19 protein-coding genes and 1 pseudogene are annotated in these 18,453 nt (G+C 35.1%); 17 read left to right on the top strand and 3 right to left on the bottom strand.

Annotation, left to right across the window (positions count from 1 at the left end; translation table 11 throughout):
• Positions 1–47: 47 nt before the first annotated feature.
• Positions 48–1,265 (bottom strand): phage integrase SAM-like domain-containing protein, encoded by a 1,218-nt coding sequence (locus UH1x_RS07965; protein ID WP_482626089.1) that lies wholly within the window; start codon positions 1,263–1,265, stop codon positions 48–50.
• Positions 1,266–1,841: 576 nt separating this feature from the next.
• On the opposite strand from UH1x_RS07965, the gene UH1x_RS07960 reads away from it, so the two are divergent.
• A complete protein-coding gene (locus UH1x_RS07960; RefSeq protein ID WP_482626088.1) occupies positions 1,842–2,567 on the top strand; it encodes a hypothetical protein in 726 nt (241 codons plus the stop codon).
• A gap of 112 nt (positions 2,568–2,679) precedes the next feature.
• Here the strand turns inward: UH1x_RS07960 and UH1x_RS07955 are convergent, their stop codons facing one another.
• Positions 2,680–3,720, bottom strand: coding sequence for a succinylglutamate desuccinylase/aspartoacylase family protein (locus tag UH1x_RS07955; RefSeq protein WP_482626087.1), 1,041 nt, complete (start codon positions 3,718–3,720; stop codon positions 2,680–2,682).
• Positions 3,721–3,937: 217 nt separating this feature from the next.
• On the opposite strand from UH1x_RS07955, the gene UH1x_RS07950 reads away from it, so the two are divergent.
• From UH1x_RS07950 to UH1x_RS07880, 15 genes and pseudogenes are all read left to right on the top strand, one after another.
• A complete protein-coding gene (locus tag UH1x_RS07950) occupies positions 3,938–5,101 on the top strand; it encodes an imelysin family protein (protein WP_482626086.1) in 1,164 nt (387 codons plus the stop codon).
• Positions 5,102–5,211: 110 nt separating this feature from the next.
• Positions 5,212–6,606 carry a di-heme oxidoreductase family protein gene (locus UH1x_RS07945; protein WP_482626085.1) on the top strand — a complete coding sequence of 465 codons (1,395 nt, stop codon included), beginning with the start codon at positions 5,212–5,214 and terminating at the stop codon, positions 6,604–6,606.
• A gap of 4 nt (positions 6,607–6,610) precedes the next feature.
• Entirely contained in the window at positions 6,611–7,708 is a 1,098-nt protein-coding gene (locus tag UH1x_RS07940; RefSeq protein WP_482626084.1) for an imelysin family protein, read from the top strand.
• A 166-nt stretch (positions 7,709–7,874) separates the two neighbouring features.
• A pseudogene (locus UH1x_RS07935) lies at positions 7,875–8,048 on the top strand (flavodoxin family protein); the annotation flags it as partial.
• Between the two features lie 355 nt (positions 8,049–8,403).
• Complete coding sequence (locus UH1x_RS07930; RefSeq protein WP_482626083.1) at positions 8,404–10,248, top strand: hypothetical protein; 1,845 nt, start codon at positions 8,404–8,406, stop codon at positions 10,246–10,248.
• 88 nt (positions 10,249–10,336) lie between these two features.
• A complete protein-coding gene (locus tag UH1x_RS07925) occupies positions 10,337–10,873 on the top strand; it encodes a hypothetical protein (RefSeq protein WP_482626082.1) in 537 nt (178 codons plus the stop codon).
• Positions 10,874–10,926: 53 nt separating this feature from the next.
• On the top strand, positions 10,927–11,499 hold the full coding sequence (locus UH1x_RS07920; RefSeq protein ID WP_482626081.1) for a hypothetical protein: 573 nt from the start codon (positions 10,927–10,929) through the stop codon (positions 11,497–11,499).
• A complete protein-coding gene (locus UH1x_RS07915) occupies positions 11,499–12,116 on the top strand; it encodes a hypothetical protein (protein ID WP_482626080.1) in 618 nt (205 codons plus the stop codon). The genes UH1x_RS07920 and UH1x_RS07915 overlap by 1 nt, the downstream gene beginning before the upstream one ends.
• Before the next feature lie 33 nt (positions 12,117–12,149).
• Entirely contained in the window at positions 12,150–12,494 is a 345-nt protein-coding gene (locus UH1x_RS07910) for a biotin/lipoyl-containing protein (RefSeq protein WP_482626079.1), read from the top strand.
• 142 nt (positions 12,495–12,636) lie between these two features.
• Complete coding sequence (locus tag UH1x_RS07905) at positions 12,637–13,587, top strand: SDR family oxidoreductase (RefSeq protein WP_482626078.1); 951 nt, start codon at positions 12,637–12,639, stop codon at positions 13,585–13,587.
• 41 nt (positions 13,588–13,628) lie between these two features.
• On the top strand, positions 13,629–14,141 hold the full coding sequence (locus UH1x_RS07900) for a hypothetical protein (RefSeq protein WP_482626077.1): 513 nt from the start codon (positions 13,629–13,631) through the stop codon (positions 14,139–14,141).
• A 1-nt stretch (position 14,142) separates the two neighbouring features.
• Positions 14,143–15,054, top strand: a complete 912-nt coding sequence (locus UH1x_RS07895) for a helix-turn-helix domain-containing protein (protein WP_482626076.1) — start codon at positions 14,143–14,145, stop codon at positions 15,052–15,054.
• Positions 15,055–15,087: 33 nt separating this feature from the next.
• Positions 15,088–15,423 (top strand): avidin-fold protein, encoded by a 336-nt coding sequence (locus tag UH1x_RS07890; RefSeq protein ID WP_482626075.1) that lies wholly within the window; start codon positions 15,088–15,090, stop codon positions 15,421–15,423.
• Between the two features lie 301 nt (positions 15,424–15,724).
• Positions 15,725–16,018 (top strand): Bor family protein, encoded by a 294-nt coding sequence (locus UH1x_RS07885; RefSeq protein WP_482626074.1) that lies wholly within the window; start codon positions 15,725–15,727, stop codon positions 16,016–16,018.
• Between the two features lie 56 nt (positions 16,019–16,074).
• The gene (locus UH1x_RS07880; protein ID WP_482626073.1) at positions 16,075–16,278 is read left to right on the top strand and encodes a hypothetical protein; all 204 of its coding nucleotides are present in this window, start codon (positions 16,075–16,077) and stop codon (positions 16,276–16,278) included.
• A 5-nt stretch (positions 16,279–16,283) separates the two neighbouring features.
• On the opposite strand, the gene UH1x_RS07875 is transcribed toward UH1x_RS07880, so the two are convergent.
• The gene (locus UH1x_RS07875; protein ID WP_482626072.1) at positions 16,284–17,624 is read right to left on the bottom strand and encodes a sugar porter family MFS transporter; all 1,341 of its coding nucleotides are present in this window, start codon (positions 17,622–17,624) and stop codon (positions 16,284–16,286) included.
• 116 nt (positions 17,625–17,740) lie between these two features.
• Between UH1x_RS07875 and UH1x_RS07870 the strand changes: the two genes are divergently transcribed.
• Positions 17,741–18,451, top strand: a complete 711-nt coding sequence (locus UH1x_RS07870; protein WP_482626071.1) for an SDR family oxidoreductase — start codon at positions 17,741–17,743, stop codon at positions 18,449–18,451.
• Positions 18,452–18,453: the final 2 nt, after the last annotated feature.

The raw sequence follows: 18,453 nt of genomic DNA, 5'->3' as shown, positions 1-18,453 counted from the left end.
CATGCGCAGGTAAGTTATGGTAAGATTTGGGGGTAGTAAAATAATCACTATAGCTCTACTAATTTTTTATTATAACCATCCAATATCTCACTAGGCAAAGACTTTAGGTATATTTGAGTTGTTGATAAACGGTTATGGCCAAGCATGGCAGAAATCGCTTGTAAAGGAACATCTTGCAGCATTGCTTGAGTTGCGAAGCTATGACGAGACACATAGGAGGTTAAACGTTGCTCTATGTTACATTTTTTTGCAATCTCTTTCAACCCTTTATTATATCTCTTACGAGCCCATAATACATCCTTGTATTGAAGTTCAAAGGTGTCCCTTTTAACTATCGGAAATATGAAATCTGATTTTCGCTTGTTTTTAAGATAAAATGAAAGTATCTCCTTAAGCTGTACCGTTATGTTTATATCATAAGGTTTGGATGTTTTCTTCCTTTGAAACTTAATGCGGTTATCGATAATATTTTCAACTTTTAAAAAAGCCAAGTCCATAAATGAAACACCATAGAGCATATAAGATGCCAAGAAATAGTTTCTATAATGAAACAGGCTATCGTTTTCTTCCAGTTTTAAAAGCATAATAGATTTTATGCTTTTGATGTCAAGAGCTCTTTTTTCGGTAGGAGTTGTTTTAATTTTATAATTGGTAAAAGGATAAGCATCCAACGAAATAACATCAGCTTTGATAGCCCTGTTTAAAATGGCTTTTATTGTTCTCATGTAAGTTGAAAGACCATTTACAGAATTACCTCTAGAAAAATGCCAGCTCTCAAATTTTTTAAGAAAATCATAATTTATTTCATTGAATTTAATATCGTTCCCACCCTTAAATTTTTCTAACACCTTAATTACAGCATAATATGTATTAGCATTTCCAAAACGTTCTGCTTTCTTTAACTCTATTACAATGCTCTTGCTAAATTCAAAAAATGATTCAAATGAAGCAGTTCTCACAATCTTATTTTTGAGTTGTAAAATTGATAAATAGTTAAGCTCATCTTTTTCGTGAAGGTCATTAATTATATCTACGGCTCCGGTTTTTTCTTTCAAGAGCTGATTATTCAATTTACTAACGGATGAAGTTCCTTTGAATGCTCTTTTTATCCTCTCATTTTTATTATCCCAGAACTCCTTTTGTACGGACTGCCCTAAACTAATGGAAGTAGTTTTACGAAAATGAGTTAATCGTAGAATAACAGGGTAGGAGGCATCTTTTTTCTTCCTGCGCGTATCTAAAGAAAGTTTTATATTGGTATTCATTCTAATCAAAGATAAAAAAAATTTGCACGCAATTTGCACGCAAATAGATGATTTCGTTTGATATCAAACGAATACAAATTTAATTAAATAACTGATTATTAATTAGTTATGAATTAATTTGATTTTCTTTGGTGCGTGAATCCTCTTGCTGGCAGGCAAGAGGTCACCGGTTCGAATCCGGTATTCTCCACGCAAAGCTTCCATTTTGGAAGCTTTTTTTATTTATAGCAATTGAGCGTTTGATTATCGTATTAATTAATAAAGAATAGAGCATCCCGAAGGCTTTCGGGAAGGTCACCGGCTCGAATCCGGTATTCTCCACTTAGGGTTCCCATTGTTGGAAGTCTTTTTTATTTTACAACACTTCAGAGATAATATCTTAAATATAATTTCAGGGGATTACAAAAGAATAGATTTTCACCGTAATAAAATCCATTTACAAAACAATACTCTACACATATACTTCCACCTAAAGCTATTTTACATTTTTTCAGCTATACAATATCAGGGTGATTAAAAAGTTATTAGTACATGATTATTGATGATATGTACAACCCCCAAAAGAAAATCATTAACATGAAAAAAATTATTTTCGTCTATCTACTTGTTGTTTGTTTATTTAGTTGCGCCACAGATGATGCAGAAGAACAATTAAACGCTATAAATATTCAAATAGACTTAAGTCAAGTAGAGGAATACTCAAATGATTATGATCATACAGACTTTATGGTTAAGGTATATGATTCTAAAGAAGATTATTTCAATGAAGTAAACGCTGTTTTTTCCGGTAACATAGACGCTACGGGCAAAATATCAATTTCAGAAGAATTACAAGAAAAGAGTTACTATGTAGATATTTATACAGAAGATAAAGTATTAAGTAATTGGGAAGTAATGGATATAGATCTAGACGCTTCTAATATTATAAAGTTTTCTCCAGACACCAATGAGTCTTATTCTACGGTGAACATGACGGATCATAGAAGGTTTGTGGGTAATTGGTCTTTTCTATCTTATGAACAAATCAATAATGAAAATGAAGAAAGAACGGATAAAGTGTTTTTATCCATCAACAAAGATTTTACTGCCACTTCATATGAAACGTATGACGGAGTAGCATATCAATTACACTTTAAATTACTTGGAAATGGTAATGTTCAATTGGTTACAATACAACCTAGCCCAGATAATTACCCGGTAAACCAGACCAGTTCTCAAGATTTAGTTGTACAGATTAAAGAAGATGGATTATTATATTTTACAAATTACTCTGGTGATCAAGCAGTTTATATTGGAAATTAAATACACCTTCATTTACAACATAGTTAAAAGTAAAAAAGCCCTCATTTTCTTGAGGGCTTTCTTTATATGCTATTGTTTATATTTTCAAAAATAGTAGTCAATAGATATATTTTTACAAACGCTTACTAATGCACATTAAAGTATCATCAATATTTACGGGTGGGGTAGAGATTTTGTACAATATAATACCCGATGTATGTGCTTTGTACTCCTTAAGTTTTTCACCAAATTCATTGGTGATGTAACCTACAACATCCTCTTCTTTAACGGTATCTCCCGCGTTATGGTCGCTGTAAAAAAGCCCTGTTTCGGTAGCGCTTAAATAGGTTTGGTTGTTGAGCTGAATAAGGTTGGCGTGGGGTCCGGTTCCGTTATCGTACATATCCATATCGTCAAGCATATTATAGACTCCATTTTTTATTAAGCTAACCGCATCTTCCTGTACATTGCCCAATTTGCCACTTTCAAAGCTCAAAGCTATTTTACCATCTTGCGAGGCTTGTTTAAAAACATATTTTGCAGGTTCATCGTCCCTTAAAGAGAAAGGATATGAAACTATATATTCAAATCCGCTGTTCTCAGTCAGTTCCCTGGCTTTTTTTGTTTGTTCCGGGTAATTAGGGTTATCGTAGAAAAGCGCAAACGGAATCAAATCTTCATTGACCCCACCACCATGTATATCTATAAAAACATCGCTTACAGGTATGATGGTTGTAGTAATAAAATCCGCAATTTTTTGGGTAACGCTACCCGTAGATTTTCCAGGGAAGGCTCCATTTAAATTTACTTGGTCATGCGGATTTACAATAGAGGTTCGCGAAAAAAACGAACTGGTATTTGCAATAGGTATAATGATCACGGTTCCATTCAATTTATCGACATCAATTTCGTTTAACAACTCTTGTACACCAACAATTGGTGGATATTCAAACCCGTGTACACCGGCTACAATGGTAAATACAGGTCCTTCGTTCTTTCCTTTTAGTACAGAAATAGGCAAAAAGGTTTTGTTATTTCTAGCGTCTTGAAATTCAATACGTATGTTGTCTTTTGATGGTCTTGTGGAGTTTGAAAATACATCTTTAAAGCTGTTTTGGGCAATCCCAGAAGTAAGAGAGAAAAAAATGAAAATGGTAAAAAGAAGCTTGTGCATGATACCCTTATTTTATGTGATGCTTTTTGGTAAGACCAAATTATTAAAAAGACATTATTTATTTACCTATACAGCTCCTTTTCTTATTAGAAATTGCAGTACTAAGTCCAAATGTTAAATTTCTTATGTTAATTTAGAATAATTAAAAATAACTTGTTCATGTCTTTGTGATGATTTAGATTTGGCGTCTATTTAAAATAAATCTAAATAAAATATAATGAAAAGAGTTATTCTGGCTGTAGGTTTTATCGGTCTAACATTAATAGGTTGTTCATCAGATGATGATTCAACATCAGAAGTCGTGATAGACGATTCTATCGAGTCATCAGCGGTAATAGAAAATTATGCAGATTTGGTATTGGCGAATTATCAAGCTGCCATGGTAGATGCAGAAGCATTGAAAGTTGCTATTGACAATTTTGTAGCAACACCAACAGAAGATAATTTTAACGCTGCCAAAGAAGCTTGGTTAACGTCAAGGGAAAGCTATGGTCCTTCAGAGGCTTTTCGTTTTGCAAACGGACCTATAGACACGGGCGATACCGAAGAAATTGAAGGGTATTTAAACTCTTGGCCTTTAGACGAAGCATATATAGATTATGTTGAAGGAGATGTTGATGCCGGTATTATCAACAACCTTGCAGATTTTCCAACATTGACTAAAGAAGGCCTAACTGGTGAAAACGGTAATGGCGGTGAAGAAAATGTTGCTATTGGTTACCATGCCATTGAATTTTTACTTTGGGGTCAAGATCTTACGGCACCATCAGAGAATTTAGCAGGTCAAAGAACATATACAGATTTCGTAGATGGTGGTACGGCTGCCAACCAAGATCGTAGAAGAGCATATTTGGCGATCGTAGCAGATTTGTTGACCGATCACTTACAAATTATTATCGATGAGTGGAGCGGTGACTATAGAACAACCTTCTTGGCTTTAGATGAAGATGAAGCTTTAGATAACATGATCAGTAGTATTGCTGAGCTTTCTAGAAGCGAGCTGGCTATTGAGCGTATGGCGGTAGCTTTACAGAACCAAGATCAAGAAGATGAGCACTCATGTTTTAGCGATAATACTGACAGAGATATTAGATTGAATTTGGCAGGTATCGTAAATGTATACACTGGAGTTTACGGTAGTGTAAATGGAAACTCTTTACAAGATTTGATTGAAGAGGCCGATGCGGATCTTGCAGCAGAATTAGATACTTTATTGGCAACTGCGGTTACTGATGTTGATGCAACATTAGATCCTTTTGATTTAGCGATTGTTGATGGCGAGTCTAGCGTAGAAGGTGCAAAGGTACAAACAGCTGTACAGGCGTTGGTAGCTTTTGGTGACAAGCTTTTAGAAGCTAAAGTTGCACTTAATATTGATTAAAAATAATGGCTAAATGCTTATTCTACCTAGGGTTGTGATAAACTGTCCTATATAAGAAAATTGTAAATTAAAACTGGATTTTTTAAAATCCAGTTTTGTTGTTATATAAAATGAACAGAATTTCAATAACGATTTTATGTCTGCTGGTAATTATGGTTACCTCTTGTGGTAAAGATGAGGTAATTGTTCCCTTAATGGCAGAAGAAGGTGAAGAGCTTTCTGGCGGCACCACTTCATCTTCTAATTTTTCTGCGGAAGCGTTTGGTTTTGCTTCCCCAGATCTAACGTTCGATGAGCGTGTAACCTTTGGGGTGGGCAACTCGCTTTTCAACCAGAGTTGGGTTACTGCACCGGCGTCTACCACCGCTAGAGATGGTCTTGGTCCTTTTTTTAATGCAAGAAATTGCTCTGGTTGCCATTTTAAAGATGGTAGAGGAAGACCGCCGGAGTATGACGGTGAGTTTTCTAGTGGTCTTTTGCTTCGTTTGGGTCTTTTGCAAACCACTGAAAATGGAGAAAATATAGGCGATCCCATTTACGGCACGCAATTTCAAGACAATTCTATTTTAAGTGTAGATAAAGAAGGTACTATTATTATAACCTATACACCATTGATCGAAAGCTATGCCGATGGTACAGAAATATCTTTACAGGTGCCGGAATATTCGTTTACCGGTCTAAGTTATGGAGGTTTAAGTGCAGCTACGAGAATATCGCCCAGAGTGGCCAATCAAATGATAGGCTTGGGTCTTTTAGATGCTATACCAGAAGCAACTTTGTTGAGCTTTGCCGATCCTAATGATGCCGATGGTGATGGTATTTCCGGTAAAACTAATGTGGTTTATGATGTAGAAACGGGTAGCAAGGTCATAGGTCGTTTTGGTTGGAAAGCCAATCAACCTAATATTAAGCAACAAGTAGCCGCCGCATTTTCTGGTGATTTGGGCATAACATCATCTCTATTTCCTAATGAAAACTGTCCTGATCCTTTAGATTGTGATAATTACCCAAATGGTGGAACACCAGAAATTCCAGATGATAACTTAGAAAACGTCACTTTTTATGCCGCATCGCTATCCGTACCAGAAAGAAGGGATGTAGATGATCAAAATGTGTTAGAGGGTAAAGAGTTGTTTGTAAGTATAGACTGTGCTAAATGCCACATACCAAAGTTGGAGACGGGCGCTTATGAAATAGAGGCATTGGCATACCAGACCATTCGCCCTTATACTGATATGTTGTTGCATGATATGGGAGATGGGCTAGCGGACGGTCTGCCCGATTTTGATGCTAATGGCAATGAATGGAGAACGCCGCCATTGTGGGGTATAGGATTAATTGAAACAGTAAACGGCCATACCAATCTATTGCATGACGGTAGAGCCAGAAATATAGAAGAGGCCATATTATGGCATGGTGGGGAAGCTTTAGCTTCAAAAGAAAAATTTAAGAAGCTTTCTATAGAAGAAAGAAACAAAATTATTCAGTTTTTGAATACACTTTAAGATGATGAAAAAGACAATTTTATATGTAGTTGTGGTATTGTTCACACTTTCTTGCGGTAATGATGATGGTGTAACTATTGATGAACCAGCATTGTTAGCTGTAGAAGAAGGTCGTAGCCTACAGGTATCCAATTTATACGATTATCAGATAGAGGTAAACCAGGCGGCACATGTGGCAGTTTTGAATAATTTGGTAACTCAAAGTTTAGCCTTTGGAGCTAATGTTACGGAAACTGAGCTAGTGGCGTTGCAAAATGCTTGGAAAACCGCTTTTTTAAACTGGAAGAGTAATGAAGTATTTAACCTAGGTGCCATTCAGAGCTCATTTATACATACCAGAATTAATCAATGGCCTACAAATGATGAGGCATTGGAAGAGAATATTGCAGGCGAAGAAACATTGAACAGTGATTTTGTATCAAGTGTTGGGGCAAATACAAAAGGGTACAGTGCTATTGAATATTTGTTGTTTCATGATACCAACGCCGTTGTACTAGCTGAATTGACCACAGCTGAACATGCCGAAAGACGTATGCAGTACTTGTTGGCATTAATAGAGAATTTAGCGGAACAAGCCGTCTTTTTACAAACCTTTTGGGAAGGGGTAGAACCTAGCTTTAAAAGCAATTTAGAGACTGGTGTAAATGGAAGCCAGAACCAAGTGGTCAATGCAATTATTGCTTCGCTAGAAAGCATGAAAGGCACTAAAATAGAAGAAGCGCTAAATGCTGAGACAGATGCTGTAACCTATTTTGAAGCGTATAGGAGCAGAACCAGTAAAGAAGCCTTGATCGTAAACCTAAATACATTGTACAATAGTTATTTGGGTGAGTATGAAGGCCAATCAGGTTTTGGGTTAGAAGATTATATTTTAGAAGTTTTAAACCGACCTGAAATCGATACCGCATTGCAAGAAGCCTTTGTTGTGGCTATGAGCGATTTAGAAGCTATGGATGGCGCTATTGAAGATGTTTTGGTGTCCGATGTTACTGCGCTTGAAACCCTTAGAACAGATCTGCAAACCATTATAGGTTTGCTTAAAACAGATTTGTCAAGTGCGGCCAATATTGTAGTAACTTTTAACGATACTGATGGAGATTAAATAGCACCTATTAAGAAGTTGAGACTACTATATGTGGTACAGCTATGATAATCGAGGTTAAAAGCAACTTTTCATAATCAAGTTCTTTTAACCTTGTTTGTTTTTAATACAGCCTACTACATAATTACGATTTCAAAATTAAATATTTTCTTCAGGTTTTAAAGAACCCGTAGGTTTTGATAGTGATTTTACCAATAGAAACACCACTTTTATGACCTATAACCTGTTACATTTAGCCAGAATGATGAAAGACAATAACAGCTAACCAAACTACGGGAATAGCCGTACCGAATGGGATGATGGTAAACGGTGGGAGTTCGAAAACCCAGAATATAGGTAGTGGTTTAGTTTATAGTAATAAGTACGAAGTACTTAGATGTTATTTTAAAAATAATTTACTTAATACTTTGTAATCAGTACTTAATACTATTTTTTCTCCTAACTCCTAACTCCTAACTCCTAACTCCTAACTCCTAACTCCTAACTCCTAACTCCTAACTCCTAACTCCTAACTCCTAACTATTTTGTACCTCGAACTTTTCTTTTACGGTTACCCGTAATGCTACATTAAAGAAAAATACTACCTTTCTAGTCGGTTCTAAAACACTACTTCCCCTTGCCGTTTTAGAGTTTAAATTTTTTACTGTCGCATTATTTATTCCAGAATTAATTATAACAAGTAGGTATCAAGTATTATGAAACTAGAGAAAATATTAGATAAGTTAGGATCTATTGAAAAGAATTCATTTATTAAGATTATTGATAATATCATATCTAAAAATCCAACAAACGCAAAGGAAATTGATAAGATTTTAAGCTCCTCGGATAAAGGTTTGAAATCTGTTGATAATCAAAATATTTCCAGGATATTTAATTTAACATCTTCAGAATTTAGGGGTTACATAGAATGTGAGTTTCAGGAAATAACATCACAATTAGATATTTTAATAGATATAATAATTCGTGATGGTAATTGTATTATGAAGCAAGATTGGCTCTCAAGATTATATGAAACGGAAATAAAAAATTTAAAAGGTAGAATCAAAGTTTTAAATGCAGATTTTGAAGATGAGAAGTCCGATTTGAGTTCAGCTAGAAAAAGAGATTATAGAATTTATAAATCATGCTTGCAAACAGCTTATCAGAATGATATAGAAAATAATAGAGATGCTAAAATAACGTCAGATGAACTTTCTATAATATTAACTTTAGGAAAGCAACTGGGTCTTTCTCAAGAAGAAGTGAAACTTATTAATTATTCCATTATCCCAATTAAGAAATTGGACATTCAGGAAGTAATTAAAAGTCTTAAAAATATTGGCGTAATATTTTATTCTAACAAAGAAAACACCATTTATGTAGCAGATGAAATGGTTAGATTATTAAGAAACATTAGGAAAAAAGAAGTTGCTACTAAGTTTTATAGAAGAACATTAAAATTGCTGCGAGAACCTATAATAAATCAAATTGCAAGGAATCATAATATTGATAGAAAATTATCATCTGCACAAAAAATAGAGGAAATTATAAAAGAGGGAATTTCTTTCACCAATTTGCTTTCAGAAGATATTTATAAACCGGGAAGTACTTTGACCGAAAAAAAGAAAACTCTAAATGAATTGTGTGAGAAAGGCTTAAATATTGAAAATCTAAAAGGAAGTGTTTTAGAAGATAAAATAGGTAGTTTAATTCAACATTTTGAAAATGTAGAGCGTGACGAAAAAGTAGGTATTTCTTTGGATGGATTTGATAAAATGCTGGTAGAGCTAAACCAATCATTACCGAAATTAAATAAAGAAATTAGAACTCAATTTGAACTACAAGAAGAGTTTGTTCTAAAAGGGGATTACCTATTGGACTATAACATCAAACCTAGAGATATTCTTGACTTAATAAGTAAATCTGATTTAACTAAGTTTATTAAGGATAATGGAATTAAACAAAGAGGAGACGATATATTAAATATTTTAGAGCATTACAAAGATGTTGAAAATCTTTATTTGGAAAACTACTCTAATGTAGCTTTTAGAGATTTGAATGTTCTAAAGGAAAATGGCATCACCGTAAAAGAAAGTGAATTAGGATCAAAGTTTGAAGAATTGACGAAAGTAATTTTTAAAGGTTTAGGTTTTGATGTCGATGAAGCTTTGAAAAGTAAAATTAATACACAAAAGGATATGATAGATATTCTTTTAAATTTAGGAAATGATGAGATTATTATTGTTGAATGCAAAACTAGCAAGGAAAGAGTTTATAATAAGTTCAGCACGGTTTCAAGACAATTAAAGTCCTATCAAAAATTAGCATTGAAAAATAATCTACGAATTGTTAAGATTTTATTGGTTGCTCCAGAATTTAGTGACGATTTTGTTACAGATTGCGAAATGGATACGGAGATGAACTTATCACTATTAACGGCATCAACATTATCAAATATTTTAGAATCTTTTAAGGAATCCAACTACACTGAATTTCCTCATGTATTATTTAGGGATATTGTAATTAACGAAGAACGAATTTTAAAAGCATTGAGTAAATAATTAGACTTTACGAAAACTAAACCGCCAACTACAGCGAAAAGACCCGTACTATGAAGTAACAGATTGCTTTTTTAAATTTCTACGAAAAATGAAAACTCTAACCCTAATTACACTACTAATTTTAATCTTCTCTTGTCAGCCTAATCACCTTTTTAAAGATCTAGAAAATCAAGAACAGGTGTTCATTGAGCTATCTAAATATGGGTTAGATCAGATACCCAAAGAGGTTGGGCAATTAAAGAATGCAAAGAAATTAGAAATCTACGTTGATAGTTTAGAAGGTTGGGCTATTTATCCTCCACTGAGCGCAATAGACCAATATATAGACGAACCACCGTTTAGAACCATACCACCAGAATTATTAGAACTTGAAGGTCTTGAACAACTAACGTTATATGACCTAGATATTAAAACCTTACCCGAAGATTTGTACAGACTCAAAAATCTAGAATATCTAGATTTATCAATGAACAAACTGACCGTCTCAAATGAAATAGCCAAACTGAATAAGCTAAAGAAACTGAAATGTGTAGAGCTGTTTGGCAACAGAATAAATAAGCTTGAATTAGAAAAGTGGAGAAAAGAAAACCCAAATCTTCAAATACGGTATGGTGATGAATATTGAGTTTCTATAGGAATCAAAGCACTTGGTTTAACCTTAATCCTTATTTTTAGATAATGAAAGAAGGCTTAATAAGAGATACCTATGAGTTAATTATAAAGGAAATACAAACTGTACTTACAGTGTGTTATCTGTTGGCTGTTGGTATAGGTATGATTTTTAATTATAAAAAGTATGCTGAATTTGGCATAAACATTTTTGATTACGCAGATGTATTTGATTTTTTAATAGCTCCCTTTGCAGATTTATACATCATCCTTTTTGTAGCAGCATCTACACTGATTATTTCTATACTGTTTTACATTGATTATCTATGGCTAAAAAAATGGCCTAGATCATATTCAAAAATGAATTTTGGTAGTGATAAAAAGAAGTGGTTTAAAGAATACAGAATTACCATTATAGTAATGAGCTTTATGATTTACTTGTTTTTATCTGCAGGTTTCTACGGTAAGTACACTAAGAAAAAAATATCCAATCAAAGAGATATTTCTATTACTCTAGTGGATAATGAAATAAAGAAGGGTAAACTAATAGGAAAGACCAAGGATATAGTTTTCTTATTAAATGATGACGGTGTTTTTGCAATACCCCTTACTTCTGTGGTAAAACAAATAAAAATTAAATAATGGGAATTTTCGATTTGTTTAAAAAAGGGAGTAACAAGTCGGATGTCTTAAACACAGACAACGGCATGTCAGGACCCACATTTCTTGATGGTCTTACAGAGCTTATAGAAAACCCAAAAGAACTGCATTCGCATGAATGGCGTAGAAAATTGAAATCTTCATCAGGAAATACTAAATTCAAAATAAAATACTACGGTGAGCTTCACGAAGATTATAACAACCTAATAGTGGAGACAAATTTTGCACCAGCTTTAGTATTTGCGGTCAATGTAGAGTCTGGTGAAGAAATACTATTGTTCGATGGTTGTAAACACGGGTATAATGCCATGTTTTGCGATACTTTTACGCAAGAACAAATTATCAATAGACCATTAGAACATCTGTATAAAGACAGTAATGGCAATGAAGTTTTTGAGCTAACCATAAGCACTTACAATGGTATTGATTACGAAGATGAGTTTAGGGAAGATGTAGATGAGAATGGGTTTTTAGAACTCATTGACGGCACTAAAATAGAATTTGAGAGTGCAAAACGAAATGGTTATGACACATTGCAAATATGGGCAACAAATACCAATGGTGATACTGTTGAGGTTGTCTCTGAAGAACTAGCTTAAATAAATTCATCTTAATAGTAAACCATATACAATTTGATAAAAATAATAGAAGCATATTTAGCTAAGCTTTTTAATACTAATAGGTCTAAACAATTTGAAGACCTTGAAGCTAGTAAGTTCATCCCTTTAGAACTGAAAACAGGAGAAGTGCGTGTTTTTGTAGTTCCAGATTTGGGAGATGAAAAGAATCTCGTCTTAGATAAATGGAATGTAAAAGTAGGCGATGGGGTTAAGCCACAAGATGTAATTTGCGAAATAGGTAATGATAACATTGTTATGGAATTCGAAAGTGCCTCTGAAGGCAAAATTATATGGATCTGTGATAAGAAAATAGCCTTGACACCAGGTGATGTTTTTGGTAAAATTGAAGGGATTTAACTGTAAATTTCAAATTCACCATCCCACTAACAAACGAATCCCCACCAAAAAGTACACAACATTCGAAAATGTGTGTAAGGCAATACGCCATTTCTCATTTTACCTTTGTCCTATTCTTTTAGACATTTAAAAAATAGGCGATATGAGTACAACACAATTTGGCAAACAAGGGTGGACACCCGCTAGAATAAAAAGCCTTAAAGGCAAAACATTCTTAATTACGGGTACTACCAGTGGTACCGGTTTTGAGGCGGCAAGAATACTGCTGTCTAAAGGCGCAAAAGTGGTGATGTTGAACCGTAACCCAAAAAAGGCTGCAGATACCATAACAACCCTACAAGAAGAATTGGGTAGTGCCATACCGGTAAGCAATATAGAAATGGACTTGGCATCGTTGGCATCCGTAAAAAAAGCTGCAGATGAGGTGCTAAGAACCGTACCACAAATAGATGCATTGTTATGTAATGCCGCCATTGCCCAAGTGCCCAAGCAAACCTTTACAGAAGACGGTTTTGAAAGTCAGTTAGGGGTAAACCACTACGGTAATTTTTTATTGCAGGCTTTGTTATACCCGCGTTTAGAGGAATCAAATGGGCGTATAGTTACCGTTGGCAGTATGGGGTATAATATGGGCATTAAGACCATACAGTTCGATGATATGAACTGGGACAAGAATTATAATCCGAATGCAGTGTACAGTCAAAGCAAACTGGCGCAAATGATGACGGTTTATGAATTACAGGATAGATTGAAAAGGGCAGGTAAAACAAATGTTAAGGCATACGCCTGCCATCCAGGAGCTTCATCTACATCGCTTATTAAAACCAGTGGTAGCTTGTTGACCAGGTTTATGTGGCAGATCATGAAATTGACACCCATGGTACAATCTGCAGAGAAAGGGGCGTACCCAGAAATTATGTGTGCTACAGAACCAGATTTGGATCAAGAGGCTTTTTACGGTCCAACTGGTAAAAATTATTGGACAGGTCCGGTAGGTGAGTGCAAGCTTGAGCCACATGCCAAAGACAAAGCGGTTATGGAAAGGCTTTGGGAGTTATCGGAAAAGGAAACAGGTATAACCTGGAATTTGTAAATTAGTAAATAACCTCAGTATAATACTTTAAAACATCAGCTATGGATATTTTAAAAGCAGCAACAGATTGGGCAAAGGCCGAACTTTTTTCCACTCCGTTTTTCATGCTATTCGGCATGGCATTTTTAGTGGCGAGTATTGGGTTCTGGCAACTAGGAAAGACAGAAATGGCAAGAGCCTACATTATACCAACATTAGTAGCAGGTTGCTTGCTTCTAATCATTGGACTGGGTTTGTTTTTTACCAATAGATCAAGAATTACACAATTTGAAAAAGCGTACCATACAGATGCAGCTGCTTTTGTAGATGCTGAATTGGAAAGAGCCCAAGCTACTTTAAAAGAATATGACACTATAGTTTTTACCGCAATACCGATAATCATTATGGCCTGTGCATTGGTTCTATTGTTGGTTAGCAGCCCAATTTGGAGAGCAAGCATGATAACGACCATTGCTATGTTGGTCGTTATATTGTTAGTAGACGGTACGGCACATGCAAGAATAGACGGGTATAATAAGCAGTTACAACTGGCAGCAAAAGAAATGAATACATAATATGCAGCATTTTAAAACCTTATCGGCATACATAGATTATTTGGAACTTCCAGGTCCCGAGCACCCTATGTTCAGTGTATTTTCTGTAAAGGGAGAAGGATTTTTGCCTTGCCCAAAAGAAAGTTCGCCGCCAATTACAAACGATTGTTATTCTATAAGTCTAAAGAAAATTGTAAAAGGAGATTTAAACTATGGTAGAACAACCTATGATTTCACTAATGGCGCTTTGATTTGTATAGCACCTAGGCAAGTATTACAATGGGACAGTAGCGTGGTGTATGACCAAAAAGGATTCTCCATTAATTTTCATGAAGATTTTTTAAAAGGGACCGAGTTGGCGCATCAGATCAAAAAATATGGTTTCTTTTCGTATTCGGTGAACGAGGCACTGCACCTTTCGCCAAAGGAGGAAAAACAGATGGAATCCATTGTAGAAAATATCGATATAGAATATCAAAACAATCAAGATGAGTTCAGTAAAGATATTATCATCTCTCAATTAAGTACTCTATTAAAATATGCCAATCGTTTTTATGAAAGGCAGTTTCTTAACAGAAAGGAATTGTCAAACAACTTGTTAGAGCAATTTAACGCACAGTTATCAACGTATTTTGAAACAGGTCAATTACAGGAAAATGGAATTCCGAGTATTGAGCAGATAGCAAATAATATGGCCGTTTCTCAGCGCTACCTTAGTGATACTTTAAAAAAAGAAACTGGTAAAACTACAACCGAGCATTTGCAATTGTATTTAATAGACCAGGCTAAAAATATGTTGTTGCAACCTCATAAGAGTATTGCTGAGGTTGCTTATGAATTGGGTTTTGAATATCCGCACTATTTCTCAAGGCTGTTCAAGAAGAAAGAAGGTGTTAGTCCGTCAGCATATCGTGAAAGTTATAATTTGAACTAAAAGTCAAGTAGGATACTAAGAGGAAGAAGCACAATGAATTATAACAACAAAATATTTAGACCAGTATCCAATTCTGATAACGGAGAAACATCGGCAGAGACACTTTTTAAGTACAAACAAAAAGACACAATTGTAACCTCTAAATACAGTGGCGGGCAGATTGTAGAAGGTCACTTAATAGGTCTGGTAGCTTCAGACGGTACCATTGAAATGCGATATCACCAAGTGAATACAAAGGGTGAATTAATGACGGGTAGTTGTGTCTCAAAACCCGAAATCATGGATAATGGAAAAATAAGACTCCATGAAACTTGGCAGTGGACCTCTGGTGATAAATCTAATGGAAATTCAATATTGGAAGAAGTATAATTCTCATGGTTTATATGCTTAAAACATAGTTTTTATATGTTCAGATATTGAAACCTTTAAACTATTTTTTTTACAACATATTAAGCATCAACTAGTAAGCATTATAGGGTAAAATTCAATCTATAACTTACCTTTTAATGTAAGAAAGGATACACGGTAAATTCTTTCCTTTAACTTTTAGATAAGTAGTTGCGAATAGTTTTGTTCCCCCAGTAAAATTTATGAAATACTATGTAAATACTTCGTTGTCAAGGCTCAAAGTGGGTGATTTTATACATATTTAATTTTAAATTTTAAAAGAATGAAAAATTCAATGAAAATGATGGCAATTGCTTTTGCTTCATCAATTTTATTAACATCATGTTATTCTTACACAAGTGTTGTAGGTAGTGGTGCACAAGGTAACAGCCAAACAACTGAATGGAACCATTACGTGGTTTACGGTTTGGCTCCTGTAGGTGTATCTGATTCTAAGGCTATGGCCGGTGGTGCAGAGAACTACACAGTTACAACTAAACAAACATTTGTAAATGGTTTGGTTTCAGCTATTACTTTCGGTATCTATACACCGACAACTACTACAGTTACTAAATAATTGAGTTACAAAAAGGGAGATTGCATAGCAAACTCCCTTTTTATTATTTCCGAATCATGAAGAAAATCATCTTTTATATTGCTGCAGTTTTTGCTTTTTTTATGTTGATCAATATTGCCAGTATTCTAATATCTGACTTTAGCAGACTTACCGAATATGGTTTTGGTTACCTGGCAGGTAAAGTGATTTTGTTTTTCATTTTTGCTGCTATTGCCTTTTTCTTGAGAAAAGAGGTTATGAGACCTAAAGTAGATGCATAGGTTATCTATTCCTTCACCAGTTCCTTACTCAATTCCTCTAAAGAAACCCCTTTGGTTTCGGGCATTTTGGTAAGTGCCCAAATAAGTTGCAATACCATCATTGCGCAGAAGAAGTAGTAGATATACCACACTTGGTCTTTTAATACTCCTTCCGTAGCATCTAAGAAAAACGGAGTGATCAATGTAATAATCGCTGCAAATACCCAATGAACGCTAACACCCCAAGATTGTCCGTAAGCGCGTACGCTGTTTGGGAATATCTCTGAGATAAACACCCATATTACTGCACCTTGCCCAATGGCATGAGAGGCAACAAATGTGCAGATGAAGGTTAGTGTTAGTGTAGACCCTAAATCCATCTGAAAGCAGAGTCCTACCATAACCAGGCTTATAATGTAGCCAATAGACCCAATGATAATCAATTGGCGCCTGCCCAATTTATCTAACAAGCGTATTCCAATAAAGGTGAATACTAGGTTGACAATACCAATGGCAATAGAATTAAAAAGAGACTCCTTGCCTCCCAGCCCTGCCTGTTCTAGTATTTCAGGAGCATAGTACAGTACAAAGTTAATACCCGAAAGCTGATTGAAAAATGCGATAAAGAAAGCCAGCCATAACACTTTAGAATATTTCTTTTGAAATAGTTTTTCGCTTTTAGTAGTATGTTTAAGGTCCGTTTTTATCTCTGTCAGCTGCTGTGCCGCTTTTTCTTTTGAGTAAATAATCTCTAATATTTTCAATGCACTGGCATCATCTTTTTTGTGTAGCGCCAACCATCTGGGGCTTTCTGGTACGGTAAATACCATTAAGGTATATATAAATGCGGGTATAGCTTCTACGCCCAACATCCAACGCCAGTCATTTACTCCATCGAATCCTTTTAGCAACCAGTTAGAAACAAAAGCAAGTAAAATACCGAAAACCAACCAGAACTGGTAGAGTCCGCCAAGCTTACCACGATTCTCTTTTGATGTAATCTCAGAGATATAAATAGGTGCTGCAACAGATGAGATACCAACACCCACACCACCAATAAAACGAAATACAGAGAACGAATATGGGTCTTGGGCCAAGGCAGAACCTAGTGCAGAAACCAAGAATAGAACACCAACCCAGAGTAAGGTCTTTTTACGACCTAAGTTTTTGGTAGGTATACCTCCAAAAAGAGAGCCTACAACAGTACCCCAAAGAGCCATACTCATTATGAAAGTACCGTGAAATAGAGGAGATGTATTCCATAATTCTTTAATGGGTTCGTTTGCACCTGATATGACTACGGTATCAAATCCAAATAAAAAACCTGCAAGCGCCACGGTTATAGACCAAACGATAATTCTGTTCATTGTTGAGTATTAAGTTGTAGTTAAATATAACAAATCAAAACCGTTAAATCTTAATCTAAAAGGACAACAAAAAAAATAGAGAATCGCTAACTTGTGGTATTATTAAAATTTGAACGATGAAAGATTTAAAAAATAAAGTAGCCTATATCACAGGAGGCACCAAGGGAATAGGATTTGCAGTAGCTCAAACATTATTGAAACAAGGCATGAGAGTTGCCATTAGTGGGCGTTCTCAAGAAAGTGTAGATAAAGCGTTGAAAGATTTTGACGATGATGCTGTTTTAGGTATTGTGTCTAACGTGGCAAAAATGGCGGATGAGAAGAATGCCGTTTCTAAAATAATGGATAAATGGGGTCAAGTAGATGTGGTCTTGGCAAATGCCGGAGTTGGTAACTTTGCGCCTATTGATAAAATGACGGATGATGAATGGCACCAAATGATAGATACTAATTTAAACGGTGCTTTTCATACCTTAAAAGCTTCTGTAGAGTCCCTTAAAAAAACAGAAGGATATTATATTACCCTAGCGAGTTTGGCAGGTACTAATTTCTTTGCTCAAGGTGCAGGGTATAATGCTTCTAAATTTGGCGTGGTAGGTTTTACACAAGCCGCAATGTTAGATTTAAGACAATATGGAATTAAAGTATCTACCATAATGCCAGGATCGGTGTCCACACATTTTAATAATAATGAGCCAGATGAAAAAGATGCTTGGAAAATTCAACCGGAAGATATTGGTGAATTGGTGTTAGACTTATTACAAATGAACGAAAGAACCTTACCTAGTAAAATTGAGGTAAGGCCTACCAGACCAGATAAGAAATAGTA

The sequence above is a fragment of the Maribacter sp. UH1 genome, from assembly GCF_056839145.1.
Note: the sequence above shows the minus strand (reverse complement) of the source record. Positions and strands in the feature narration are given on the sequence as shown.